The sequence below is a fragment of the Specibacter sp. AOP5-B1-6 genome (assembly GCF_052376555.1).
Classification (GTDB): Bacteria; Actinomycetota; Actinomycetes; order Actinomycetales; family Micrococcaceae; genus Specibacter.
Map to the genome: position 1 here is coordinate 1 of NZ_JBQSVT010000040.1, position 13001 is coordinate 13001.

The following is a 13001-nucleotide window of genomic DNA, read 5'->3' on the forward strand; positions in this document are numbered from 1 at the left end:
CCCACCGGGGACCTTTCGCTGGCTGAAGACTCCCTGTCGGCCGCATTCGAGCAGGCACTCACCACCTGGCCCGGCTCCGGCGTGCCCCGAAACCCTGAGGCCTGGCTGCTCACAGTTGCGCGGAACCGTCAACGTGATGCCTGGAAGTCGGCGTTCCACCGGACGTCCGCCCCGTTGGAGGCTGCGTCCCGGCAGGGAGGTGACGCCGTGCTGGCCTTCGACGACATTGATGTGGAGGCCGTCGGCGACAAACGCCTTGAACTGCTTTTCGTCTGTGCCCATCCGGCCATCGACCCTGGCATACGCACGCCGCTGATGCTGCAAACCGTCCTGGGGTTCGATGCGGCCCGCATTGCCGCCGCCTTCGCGCTCCCTGCCCCGGCGATGGCGCAACGACTGGTGCGGGCCAAGAAGCGGATCAAGGAAGCACGCATTCCCTTTGTGGTTCCGGACCGGACGGCGCTTGCCGGGCGGCTCACTCCCGTGCTGGAAGCCATTTACGGCTGCTACGCCATCGCATGCCAGGAAGAGGAGGGTGCGGAGACATGGGGTTCCGAACACGGGCAGCCCAGCCCTGAAGGTCCTGGCGCCGAGGAACCCAGGACCGAAGACCTCAGCACAGACGACGTCAGGGGCGAGAACCTTGACGCCGACGACGCCAGCGCCCACGACCTCAGCGGCGAAGCGCAATACCTGGCCTTGACCCTCGCCCGCCTGCTGCGGACCGAGCCCGAACCGTGGGGGCTCGCCGCGCTCATCACGCTCTCCATGGCCCGGGCGCCCGGGCAGTGCGTAACCTTCGTGCCTCTCGAAGATCAGGACACTGCGTCCTGGAATGCCCGGCTCATCGCCGAGGGTGGAGCCTATTTGCGCCGGGCCGCGGCCTCGGGCGGTCGCCGCGAAGCCAAGCCCGGCGGGCGGGAGTCCGCCGGGCGGGAGTGCAGGGGACGGGAGTCCAGCGAAGCCAGTTCAGGTCCGAGCCGGCGTCCGGGTTCCAGCCCCGGCCGCTTCGAGCTGGAAGCGGCCATCCAGGCCGTGCATTGCGAGCGGGCCAGGACACTGCGCACGGACTGGGCTGCCCTGCGAATCCTGTACACGGCGCTGGTCGAGGTGGCACCCACGCTTGGTGCCCGCGTCGCCCTGGCCGCCGTCATTGGCAGGACGGACACGCCCGCCGCGGGGCTCGCGGCGATCGACGCCATTGCTGCCACCGACACGCCTGAGGTGCGTGCCGCCGTCGACCGTTTCCAGCCGTTTCATGCGGCCCGGGCCGAGCTGCTGGTCCGGGCGGGGCGGACTGCGGAGGCGGTTGGGGAGTTCAAGACCGCGGCGGCACTGGCTGGGCGGACCGCCATCCGCGACCATCTGCTGCGCCGCGCCGAAAGCGGGACGCCGGCCGAGCAGTGAGGAACGGCCGAAGCCGTGGCTGCTGTTGGGCCGGCGCCTGTGTCTAGCCGGCGGGGCGCGGTTCCGGCAGGCCCAGCAGCGCGTTTTCGACCAGCTCGGACAGGGCCGGGTGGATCCAGTACTGGTTGTTGGCGACGTCGTGGGCGGACTGCCCAAAATGCATGGCCTGGATCAGCGGCTGGATCACTGTGGCCGCCTCCGGCCCGATGACGTGCGCGCCCAACAGCAGGCCCGTGGCGGGATCGGCCAGCACCTTCAGGAAATGACCGCTGTCCTCCCGGGCCCATCCGGCGGCGATGTCGGCATATTTTTGCACCTTGACGGCGTGGGGGATGCCGGCCTTGACTGCGTGGGCCTCGGTGATGCCGACCGAGGCGATCTGCGGGTCGGTGAACACGGCGGCCGGCACGAAACGGTGGTCGGAGCTGATGGGCGCGTCCGGGTTGGCCAGGTTGTGTTTGACCACCTTGGCCTCATGGTTGGCCACATGCTTGAGCTGGTGGTGGGAGGAAATGTCGCCCAGTGCGTAAATGCCGTCCACGGCGGTCCGCTGGAATTCATCAACCACCACGCGGCCGTGGCCGTCCAGGCCCACACCGGTCTTTTCCACGTCCAGGCCCGCCCCGTTGGGCTTGCGCCCGGTGGCCACCAGGAACACCTCCGCCGTGAGGGTGTCCGGCCCGTCGGGCCCGTCCAGCTGAAGCTCGACGCCGGCTGCTGAGGTCGCGACGCCGCGCACCTTGGTGTTGAGCAGGACCGTGTAACGCTCCTCGGCTTCCTTGGTGTACTGGACGGAGACATCGGTGTCCTGGGACTTGAGCAGCCTTTTCCCGCGGGCGATCTGGGTGACATGCACGCCAAAGGAGGAGAACACATGCGCGAACTCGGCGGCAATGTACCCGCCGCCCAAGATGGCGATGCTGGCGGGAAGTTCCGCCAGGCGCATGATCGTGTCAGAGGTGTGGAAGGGTGCGCCGCCGGAGGAATCCGGAGCGCCGGCACCGGGCACCAGACCGCCATCGGTTCCCGGGTTGTCGGCGAGGCCCGGCAATCCGGGGACCACCGCATGGGAACCCGCGGCCAGTACAAACCTGTCGGCCGTCACCTCGGCGGTGCCGCCGTCGTGCAACTCAACATGCAGCTCCTTGTGCCCGGAAAACCGCCCGCGCCCGGAAAACACCGTGATGTTGGGGCACTCGGGGCCTTCGCGGTAGGCGCGGCCACCGGCCTCGATGGCGTCGATGCGGCCAAAGATCCTGTCCCTGATCCCGGGCCAGTCAACGGAATTCAGTTGGGCGTCGATCCCGAGTGCGTTGCCGTGGCGGGCGGCGTCGGCCAACTCGGCCGGGTGCACAAACATCTTGGTGGGGATGCAGCCGACGTTCAGGCAGGTGCCGCCGAACAAGCCGTCCTCGACGATGGCAATGTTCCAATGCTCGAATTCCGGTCCGGGGAGTGAGTTGCCGGAGCCGGTGCCGATGATGACAAGGTCGAAGTGGGGCATGGTTCTGCTTTCCTGCGGTGTTGAGGTGCGGGCCGCGATGTCCGTTCAAGGCTACCGTCCGATCGGGACTGGTCCGTCATGATGTGACGTTTCCATTTCTGGCATGTCCAAGTGGCTACCATGGGATTCTGAATGTCACACCTGCATCGCAGCAACACGCCGGCCAGACCGGCGCAGGCAGGCGCGATGCCGACGTCGTCCATGGTCGCCTGCGGCCGTGGACCGACAGCGTAAAGGAGAAATCTTTGGCCATTCCAGGAGATGGAGAGCAGCCGGGGAAGGAAACGCCCCCGGAGATGGTGGAGCGCAGCCGGTTCGGTGTGACGGAGCCGCGCAAGACTGGAAACAACGAGGACAAGCGTCCACCGATGACGAGCAGCGAACTGCTGGTCAAGGGCCCGGCCGAACTTGCCGTGCAGCGCGGGCCCAAGGTCAACTGGCACGTGTTGATCATCGCTGCTGCGATTGTCCTGGCCTTCTCCGGCTGGGCCATGGCCATGCCCGTGCAGGCCGAGGACATCATGCACACGGTGGTCACTTGGATTGCCACCAACCTCGGCTGGTATTACGTCCTCACCATCACCCTGGTGGTGCTGTTTGTCTTGTGGGTGGCCTTGTCGAAGGAAGGCAGCGTCCGTCTCGGGCCCGATCACTCCCGTCCCCAATACAACCTCTTCACCTGGGTGGCCATGCTCTTCGCCGCGGGTGTCGGCATCGACATGCTCTTCTACTCTGTTACCGGGCCGATCACCCAGTTCGTTTCACCGCCGTCGGCAACGCCGGAATCTGCCGCAGCAGCCCAGGATGCGGTCGTCTGGACCATGTTCCACTACGGCATAGCGGGCTGGTCGATGTATGCGCTCCTTGGCATGGCCATGGGCTATTTCTCGTACCGCTGGGGCATGCCCCTGTCCATTCGCGCGGCCCTGTACCCGCTCTTGGGCAAGCGCGTGCGTGGTGCCCTCGGCGACGTCATTGACGTCGTCACCCTGGTCGGCACCGTCTTTGGGGTCGCCACCTCCATGGGCATCGGCGTCGTCCTGCTCAATGTGGGATTTGCGTGGATCTTCGGCCTGCAGGAGGGCCTGGCCCTGCAGATCGCGCTGGTGGTGGTTGCTGTCGTGATGACAGTGGCGGCGTGCACCTCCGGGGTGGACAAGGGCATCCGGGTCATTTCCGAGCTGAACCTGTGGGCCGCCGGAGCCATGATGCTGTACATCCTGATCACCGGCGAGACCTCGTTTCTGCTCAATGCCCTGGTTGAAAATATTGGCCGCTTCATCTTCACCTTTCCGGAACGCACCCTGGCGACGTTCGCCTATGAACCCGACGGCGCCGAATGGATGGCGGGCTGGACGCTGTTCTTCTGGGCGTTTTGGTTGGCGTGGGGTCCCTTCGTCGGGCTTTTCCTGGCCCGGATCTCCCGCGGCCGAACCTTGCGTGAGTTTGTCATTGCCGCCATCACCGCGCCGGTGCTGTGCGACTTTTTCATCGTCTCAATTTTCGGCAACAGTGCCCTCCGAAAGGTCCTGGACGGGAATACGGAGTTTGCCAGGCTTGCCGTCGACAATCCCGAACACGGCTGGTATGCGTTGCTGGAGATGTTTCCGGGCGCCCCCTTCCTGATCGGGCTGGCGACCCTGTCCGGGTTGCTGTTCTACCTGACCAGCGCCAATTCGGGGGCGATGGTGATGTCGAACTTCTCTTCCTCGATTCCCGACCCCTCGGTCGATGGGGCCAAGTGGCTGCGCATCTTCTGGGCCCTGCTCACAGCGCTGCTTACCGTGGCCATGCTGATGGCCGGCGGCGTGGTCACCATGGAGTACGCAACACTGATTTTCGCCCTGCCGGTGACGATCATCGCCTATCTGGTCATGGCATCATTTTCGAAGGTCCTGCGCATGGAGCGGGCCGAGCGCGAGGGGCAGGTGATGCATCGGCGTTCAATTGCCGCGACCGGCGGCCACGTCCCCGAAAAGACCTGGCGACAGCGGCTGGCCCATGTGCGTTCCTATCCCTCCAAGAAGTCCGTTGGCCAATTTGTGGACAAGGTGGTGGCTCCGGCATTGGCGGATGTGGCCAGCGAGTTCAAGCGGCTGGGCTACGAGGGCGGGCTTACCGCCACGCCCAATGCCGAAACCGGCATCACGGAACACACCTTGGTGGTCAACATGGCCGATCACCGGCAGTTCCACTATCGGGTGGCTGCTGTTGAGTCTCCAGTTCCGATGTTCGGCGGCCGCAGCGTGCAACGTGAAATAGACGTGTACTTCCGACTGGAGGTGTTCACACAGACCGGAACGGAGGGCTATGACTTGATGGGCCTGAACCAGCAACAGGTCATCAACGACGTTCTCGACAGGTACGAAGCCCACTTGTCATTCCTGCAATACTCCGCCGAGAATGACTACCCGTCGTTCGTCACGCCCCCGCCACCGGCGACGGGCACAATTCCCAGGATTCCCGAGGACCCGGCGGAGTCCTAAATGTTTTGGGGAGACCGTGAACAATGCCCGACCGCGGACAGCAACACCTCCGACGACGGGACAGCAACACCGCGAAGAAGGTGGGCGCCGTCGAACTTAATGAAGCGCCTGCCGCGCTGTCCCTTGTCTGCGTCACTGCCTGGAGGATTGATCCGGGAATCATCAATCAGCGCGGCGGGGCCATTTTGACGGGGCATCCGTTGGGAGCTTCGGGCACCCGGCTGCTTGGGACACTGGCGCGCAGCCTGCAGGCATCGGGGCAGCGGTGGCGTGTGGCCGCCATCGGCAACGGGGTGGGGCAGGGCCAGGCAGTTGTAGTGGGAAACGTCAGCTCGGCGCAGCGCAAGCAGAAAGGAAATAGGGGGGATCATGCCAACGATCGCACTTTGTGGGCCGAGGCCGTGGCCGGCACCCGGGGTGATTCCGGTCGGCGTTGTTGATCAAGCAACGCAGGGTGGCCAGGATTATTTGATCGTTCCCGCACCAGTCCGACTCCTGGAACGTAGCTGCCGCATACCGGGCGGGGGAGATTGAGTTGGATTTGGTGCCGGAGGGCACCCTGGTCAAAAGCTCTGCCTGCCACTGCTGCCACCGGTGTCATGCCCACCCAAGTTCTTTGACGGGGCCCGCTATCCTGCCGACGTCCCTGGTGCGTGAAAACTTGGCGCGTGAAAAAGCTCCGGTGCCGGCGTTCCGCCGGCGAGGTCTGCCAGAACCCGGCCGATGGCCGGGGTGAACTTGAATCCGTGGCCGGAGAACCCGGCGCCCACCACGACAGGCCCCAGCCTGTCCAGGACGAAGTCCCCGGACGTGGTTGACGTATACGTGCAGCTGATGGGAACGAAAGCGTCTGCATCCAGGCCGGGGAACCAGTCCCGTACATAGCGGCACAGGGTGTTCATTTGCGCGGGCTCCGCCGTGTAGTTCCGTGCGTCCGGATCCACCACTGGCCCTACGCCGTGCCACCCCACCTTAATGCCCTCCCCGGGAGTGGACATGCCGTAGCTGGGGCTGCACCAGTAGTCGTCCGCGGCGACTGTGGGGTCCGGGTTGTGGTTGAAGCTGGGCCGTTCCAGCCCCGCGGTGCGGTGCTGGAAATGCGCGGGCTGTTCCTGTGTGACAACAAGCCGTGGCAGTGCCACGATCCCGGCGAGCAACTTCCGGGTCCACGCGCCTGCCGTGACGATGATGCGCGTGGCGCGGTATTCGGTGGTGTCGGTCGAGACGGACACCAAGTCTTCTCCCAGAACGGCAATGTTCCGGACAGTGGTTCCGTAGTGGAATGCGGCTCCCCGGGACTCAGCAGCGATGCGCAGGGCTGTCAGGGCGTCGGCCGCCCGGACACGGCCAGATTCCGGCACCAACAGCACCTCGCTGCGAAAACGCATTCCCGCCCACCGTTCCATCGCTTCCTGCGGTGACATGAAGGTGCTGTGCATGCCGAAATTCTGCTGCGCGCGGTGAATGCGGTGCAGGGAACGGGTGTCTCCGTGGTTGACCAAGCCCACCAGGTCCAGCAACTGCAGACCTGTTTCCATCGCCAGCCCGTCCCATAGCTGCCGTGCCTCGCCTACCAGCTGCAAGTACTCCGCTTGCTGGTAGGCAATGTTAAAATTGCGGGTTGCGCCATGGGACGCACCCATGCTGTGACCGGCGGCGAACTGTTCAAGCAACACAACAGACTTCCCGCTGCGTGCCACGCTCAATGCCGCAGCCGATCCCATGGCGCCACCGCCAACAACCACGACATCCACCCGCGCGACCATGTCTGTGCTACTTAACCATGGAGTCTTCACTCAAGGAGTGCCACGTGCGGTTATGGTAAACCAACGGCCGGGATTCCTTGGCGTTCCGGCCTGAGTCGCCGGGGAGGTCAACCTGCAGCACCTGCACGGCGACCACTGTTGAATCACCGGCACTCATTTGATTGACAATCCGGCCGCGCAGCCAGGCATTTGCCGAAGGCAGGTACGGTTCACCGGAGATCAGCCGCGACCAGATGGACGTGTCGGCGAAGCGGTCAATGCCGCTGGTGGCAAAATTCCTGGCCAGGCCGATCTGCTCGGCACCAAGCAGGTGGATGACGACCGTCTCGGCCAGCTTCACTGTTGGTGTCGAGGACGATGCCGACGACAGGGAAAACACGACGAGCGGCGGGTTGGCCGAAACGGAAATGACGGAGGTGGCGGTCAGTCCCACGGGTCCCGCGCCTATGTCGGCGGTGATGACAGCCACGCCGGCCGGGTGGTTGCGGAAGGCGGACTTGAAATCGTCGGCACTGAGCATGTCGGCGAAACCGGTGCGGGTTGCCGGCGATTGCCCGGCCAGGGCGGTGGACTGCGACATGGTGACTCCTTGATTGCGGCCGGTTTCGGCCCGTGCGGCGGCTGCGCTCACTCCTGAAAAAGTATCATCTTGATGAAGAAGTGGACGATTCAGGATGACGAACTATGAAACTGCGCATCAATTGTTCTACGCAAAGACTCTTGCGTGGCAGTAAATTTTGGCTGCACGCCTTCCTGGCCGAGCGCAGCTGCGAGCCTTGGGTTAAGCTGTAGCTGGTCAGCAGTGCCCGGTTCATGCCATCCACCCGGGCGCCGACGTCGTCGTTGAAAGGGTGATCCATGAGCATCGTTGACACCGTCCTGACGGGCCTCGACTCCGAGCTGGCTGGGCTTCGGGACACCTACAGGCAACTGCACCGGCACCCTGAGCTGAGCTTCCAGGAACACGGTACGTCACAACTCGTGGCGGAGAAGCTGGCGTCCTTCGGTTATTCGGTGCAGCACATTGGAGGCACTGGCGTGGTCGGTGTGCTGGCCAACGGGGAGGGTCCCACGGTCCTGTCCCGCGCCGACATGGATGCCCTGCCTGTCACCGAGGCGACGGGCCTTCCATACGCCTCCACGGTGGAGGGCGTCATGCACGCCTGCGGCCACGACGTCCATGTCACGGCCCTGCTCGGCGCCGCCCAGCTGTTGGCCCAGGGCCGGGACGCGTGGTCGGGCACCTTCATTGCGTTGTTCCAGCCGGCCGAGGAACTGGGCGGGGGTTCCCAGGCCATGGTCGACGACGGATTGGCCGCCAAGGTGCCCCGGCCCGACGTCGTTCTCGGCCAGCATGTGATGCCGCTGCCGGCAGGGGTTGTGGCCACCGCGACCGGACCAGTACTGTCCGCGGGGGACTCGCTCAAGGTCACGGTGCACGGGAAGGGTTCGCACGGATCGATGCCGCACATGTCGGTGGATCCGGTGGTGCTTGCCGCCTCGATAGTGCTCAAGCTGCAGACGATTGTCTCGCGGGAAACGAAGCCGGGGGAGTTTGCCGTCGTCACGGTGGGTGCCTTGAACGCCGGCACGAAGTCCAACATCATCCCCGACCGGGCAGTGCTGTTGTTGAACATCCGCAGCTACGACAACAAGTTGCGGACCAGGGTGCTCGACGCGATTGAGCGGATCGTCAAGGGCGAATGCGCGGCCGCCGGCTCTCCCCGGGAACCCGAGTTTGAGTTCTATGACCAATTCCCGCTCACGAGCAACGACGCCGGAGTGACGGAAAAGGTCACCGCTGCATTTACCAGCCACTTCGGCGGGGCGGCGGTGCAGCACGCATCCCGGCAGACGGCCTCAGAGGACTTCAGCCGGATCCCCGACGCATTTGGCGTGCCCTATACCTACTGGCTGCTGGGTGGCTGCGATCCGCAGACGTACCGGGCCGCCGCAGCCCGTGGCACGGTTGAGCAGGATATTCCAGCCAACCACTCACCGTTCTTTGCGCCGGTGGTCGAACCGACGCTTTCGATGGGTGTCCAGTCCCATGTCGCCGCCGCCCTGGCGTATTTGGGTCCGAACTAGCTCCGGAATGCATGTCGAAGGTCCCCACGGGTGCCCAGCTGGCCGGAAGGATCCCTAGTGGGGCGTCTGCGGTCCCGGCCGGATGCCCTCGATGAGCAATTGCAGGGCACGCTGGCCGGTCACGGGCCAGCCGGACGCCTTCACGGGAGCGGCGGCATGCGCCATGGCGGACATGAGCAGGACATCCGTCGGTTCAAAGTCGGCACGGACCACATGTTGTTTTTTTGCCCGGTCCACGAGGTGTTCAAGTTGTGATGAAACTCGTTGCTCCAGGGTGTCAAGTGCTTCAATGAGTTCCCTGTGGGTGGAACCCCTGGACCATCCGACACCGCCAACATATCCGCCCAGAATGAGTTCACGCATGCCGCGGTCCACCATGAACTGCTCGGTGGTGCTGTGCAGAAAGTGCACCAATCCTTCCCACGCATCCTGGAAGTCGTTGGCCTCTTCCGCCAGGCGCTCGGCAAACGCCATGGGCTCCCGGTAGACCTCAAGGATCAAGACGTCCTTGTCCCGGTAGCGGCGGTACAGCGTGGCGACGCCAACGCCGGCAGCCTTGGCGATCTCGGCCAGTGGCACGCCAAGACCGTCGCTTGAGAAGAGCTGATGGGCTGCCTGGTGGAGTTGTTGGTCACGGGGGCCGGCATTGCTCGTGCCGGAGCCCACTTCCTGTTGGGCGGCAGCCGCGGACTCGACGGCGGAATCCCCACCCGGGAGGCTGGCGAAATTCGGTGTTGTCCCAGGAAGTCGGGGTCCGGGGTGTGGCTGCTGAATCATGCAGTGGTTGCTTTCGGTGGCAGGGCGTCTGTCGGTCAATGTCACCTTCCACTCTAGCGTGCAACCACACATGGCGGAATAGCTGTTCCGGGACGTGTAAACTGAGTGGAATAGCTGTTCCGCACGGTCAGCTTCACCACTCGCAAGAAGTAAAAGGTATATGAGCACTGCAACGCAAACGAAACAGGGCAAGCAATCCGGCCCGGTCATGGCCGGATCGCCCGATCCCAAGTGGGCCGCCCTTCGCTGGTGGTCGATGCTGGCCATCGGCATGTCCCAGCTCATGGTGGTCCTGGACGCCACCATCATGAACGTGGCACTGCCCAGTGCCCAGCTGGAACTGAACTTCTCGGACACGCTGCGTCCGTGGGTGATCACGGCCTACGCCCTCGCCTTTGGCGGACTGCTGCTGCTGGGTGGCCGCATTGCCGACCTCATGGGCCGCAAGCAAATCTTCCTGATTGGCCTCATTGGCTTCGCCGTTGCCTCTGCCCTCGGTGGTGCGGCTCCGACCTTCGCCGTTCTACTGGCTGCGCGCGTGCTGCAGGGCATTTTTGCGGCTCTGCTGGCTCCTGCCGCCTTGTCGCTGCTCACCACGACCTTCACCGATCCGGCCGAACGCGGAAAGGCATTTGGCATTTACGGTGCACTCGCCGGAGCGGGCGGCGCCGTCGGCCTGCTGCTGGGCGGCGTCCTGACCGAATTCATGACCTGGCGCTGGACGCTCTACGTCAACATTGCATTTGCCGCCGTCGCCTTCATTGTTGGCGTAGTGGCCATCGCGCCGACGCGGCGCGAACACGGCGTCAAGCTTGATATTCCCGGTGCCATCTTTGCCACCTTGGGGTTCTTCGCCCTGGTCTTCGGCTTTGCCAACGCCGAAGAGCACGGCTTTGGTGCCATTGGCACCTGGGGCTTCCTCGCCCTGGGCGTAGTGCTTCTGGCCGTCTTTGTCCTGCTGCAACGCCGGGGCAAGTCCCCGCTGCTGCCGCTGCACATTGTGGTCCACCGGGACCGCGGCGCCTCCATGCTGGCCATCTTTGTTGCCGGCGCCGTGATCTTCGGCGTGAACCTGTATCTGGTGTATTACCTGCAGATCGTCCTCGGCTTCAGCCCGTTGCAGACCGGCGTTGCGGTGCTGCCGTTGTGCCTGGGCATTATGGTCTCCGCCATAGTTTCCACCTCGGTGCTCATGCCCAAGCTGGGCGCGAAGCTGCTGGTGCCCGTTGGAATGACCGTCTCGGCCGTCGGTTCGGCGCTCCTCATGTTCGCCAAGGCCGACAGCAGCTACGCCCTGCATGTGGCCGTGCCGATGTTCATCGTTGCCATCGGCCTCGGTGCCATCATTTCCTCCGCCATGAGTGTAGGAACCCTGGGTGTGGACCGCCACCATGCCGGGGCTGCCTCGGCTGCCGTGAACGCCTCGCAGCAGCTCGGCGGCTCCATCGGCCTGGCCGTGCTCAACACCCTCGTGGCCGGTGCCACCATCACCGCGCTCGACGGCGGCGAAGGCCAACTTGAGTCCCTCGTCAGCGGCTACTCGGGCGCGTACCTCGCCTGCGCCGTCCTCTTGGTGGTTGGTGCCGTCGTGACAGCGCTGATGTACCGCCGTCGCGAACACACAGCCGTCTCCACCGGAGAAGCCGCGGTCCACATGTAGTCCTGCGTGCATGCGCAGACCCCGCCATGCGCCGTTTTGACCATGGACGCCTTCCCAGCTGCACACCGCAGCGGGGGAGGCGTTCTTGTTTGCTCGGGACGTCCGGTGCCACGGTGGGAGCAAACATGGCGGATGGGCCGGGAAAACAAGGGAATCACCAGTCCGCTTGCAGCGTTGCCTCTACAAACGTTCGATGTCAGAAGGAAGCCCTGCCCCATGAGATCTGCACTCTTTGCACCGATCACCCTCCGTGGCTTGACGGTGCGCAACCGGCTTTGGGTGGCGCCCATGTGCCAGTATTCGGCGGAGCAGCAGGACGGGATGCCCAATGACTGGCATTTGGTGCATCTGGGATCGTTTGCCAGGGGTGGTGCCGGTGCCGTATTCACGGAGGCAACTGCCGTTCTTCCCGAGGGTCGCATCTCGCCCCAGGACCTGGGCCTGTGGAACGACGCCCAACGCGACGAGTTTGCCCGAATCGTGCGCTTCATCCACACCCAAGGTGCCGCCGCCGGGATCCAGTTGGCTCATGCGGGCCGCAAGGCCTCAACGTTTCGGACCTGGGATGAACGCCGCGACAGTGTTCCTGCGGCGGACGGCGGCTGGGCCACGGTTGGCCCGAGCGCCATCGCCTTCGGTGACTATGCGCAGCCCGCGGAGCTCACCAGGGAAGGCATCGGCGAGATCGTCGCCGCTTTTGCGGCGGCTGCAGACCGGGCCATGTCAGCCGGATTCGACCTCATCGAGATTCACGCCGCCCACGGGTACCTCCTGCACCAATTTCTGTCACCCCTGAGCAACACCCGCACCGACAACTACGGTGGTTCACTTGCCAACCGCGCCCGCGCCTTGCTGGAAACCATCGATGCCATCCGCGGCGTTGTGGGCGTGGACGTTCCGGTACTGGTGCGCTTCTCGGCCACCGATTGGATCGAAGGCGGCTGGACCCTTGAGGACACCCAAACGGTTGCAGGCTGGGCGGCCGGGCACGGGGCGGATTTCGCCGACATCTCCACTGGCGGGAACGTCCCCGCCGCCAGCATCCCCGTTGGCCCCGGATACCAGGTCCCCTTCGCCACCGCGGTCCGTGCCTCGGCAGGGATCCCAACAGCCGCCGTCGGACTCATCAACGATCCCCACCAGGCCGAGCACATTATCGCCACGGATCTGGCCGACGTCGTCATGATGGGACGCGAACTTCTCCGGGACCCCAATTTTCCGCTGCGGGCCGCGGCCGCCTTGGGAGTCCAGCTTTCCTATGCACCGAAGCAGTACCACCGGGCACCTATTCGGTGAACTGCCGACGTGCCGAG

The 13001-nt window shown here is 64.6% G+C and carries 9 protein-coding genes and 1 pseudogene; 6 read left to right on the forward strand and 4 right to left on the reverse strand.

The genetic code is table 11. From position 1 onward, the window contains the following. Positions 1 to 1407, forward strand: a 1407-nt coding sequence (locus ACT3TS_RS16055; protein ID WP_444532527.1) for an RNA polymerase sigma factor, incomplete at its 5' end; no start/stop codon positions are given. Positions 1408 to 1450: 43 nt separating this feature from the next. Here the strand turns inward: ACT3TS_RS16055 and ACT3TS_RS16060 are convergent. Beyond that, on the reverse strand, positions 1451 to 2911 hold the full coding sequence (locus ACT3TS_RS16060; protein ID WP_444532528.1) for a mycothione reductase: 1461 nt from the start codon (positions 2909 to 2911) through the stop codon (positions 1451 to 1453). A gap of 296 nt (positions 2912 to 3207) precedes the next feature. Between ACT3TS_RS16060 and betT the strand changes: the two genes are divergently transcribed. Together betT and ACT3TS_RS16070 are read left to right on the forward strand one after the other, a co-directional pair. Then, entirely contained in the window at positions 3208 to 5397 is a 2190-nt protein-coding gene (gene betT / locus ACT3TS_RS16065) for a choline BCCT transporter BetT (RefSeq protein WP_444532556.1), read from the forward strand. A gap of 77 nt (positions 5398 to 5474) precedes the next feature. Then, positions 5475 to 5732 (forward strand): annotated as a pseudogene (locus tag ACT3TS_RS16070) (3-oxoadipyl-CoA thiolase); the annotation flags it as partial. Positions 5733 to 6026: 294 nt separating this feature from the next. Here ACT3TS_RS16070 and ACT3TS_RS16075 read toward each other — a convergent pair. Then, on the reverse strand, positions 6027 to 7163 hold the full coding sequence (locus ACT3TS_RS16075) for an FAD-dependent oxidoreductase (RefSeq protein WP_444532529.1): 1137 nt from the start codon (positions 7161 to 7163) through the stop codon (positions 6027 to 6029). A 7-nt stretch (positions 7164 to 7170) separates the two neighbouring features. Continuing rightward, entirely contained in the window at positions 7171 to 7743 is a 573-nt protein-coding gene (locus tag ACT3TS_RS16080; protein WP_444532530.1) for a flavin reductase family protein, read from the reverse strand. A 278-nt stretch (positions 7744 to 8021) separates the two neighbouring features. Between ACT3TS_RS16080 and ACT3TS_RS16085 the strand changes: the two genes are divergently transcribed. After that, complete coding sequence (locus ACT3TS_RS16085; RefSeq protein WP_444532531.1) at positions 8022 to 9251, forward strand: amidohydrolase; 1230 nt, start codon at positions 8022 to 8024, stop codon at positions 9249 to 9251. Positions 9252 to 9305: 54 nt separating this feature from the next. Here ACT3TS_RS16085 and ACT3TS_RS16090 read toward each other — a convergent pair whose 3' ends face one another. Then, complete coding sequence (locus ACT3TS_RS16090; protein ID WP_444532532.1) at positions 9306 to 10028, reverse strand: TetR/AcrR family transcriptional regulator; 723 nt, start codon at positions 10026 to 10028, stop codon at positions 9306 to 9308. A 160-nt stretch (positions 10029 to 10188) separates the two neighbouring features. Here ACT3TS_RS16090 and ACT3TS_RS16095 point away from each other — a divergent pair, with 160 nt between their 5' ends. Continuing rightward, on the forward strand, positions 10189 to 11688 hold the full coding sequence (locus ACT3TS_RS16095) for an MFS transporter (RefSeq protein ID WP_444532533.1): 1500 nt from the start codon (positions 10189 to 10191) through the stop codon (positions 11686 to 11688). A gap of 216 nt (positions 11689 to 11904) precedes the next feature. Then, complete coding sequence (locus ACT3TS_RS16100; RefSeq protein ID WP_444532534.1) at positions 11905 to 12984, forward strand: NADH:flavin oxidoreductase/NADH oxidase; 1080 nt, start codon at positions 11905 to 11907, stop codon at positions 12982 to 12984. Positions 12985 to 13001 lie beyond the last annotated feature (17 nt).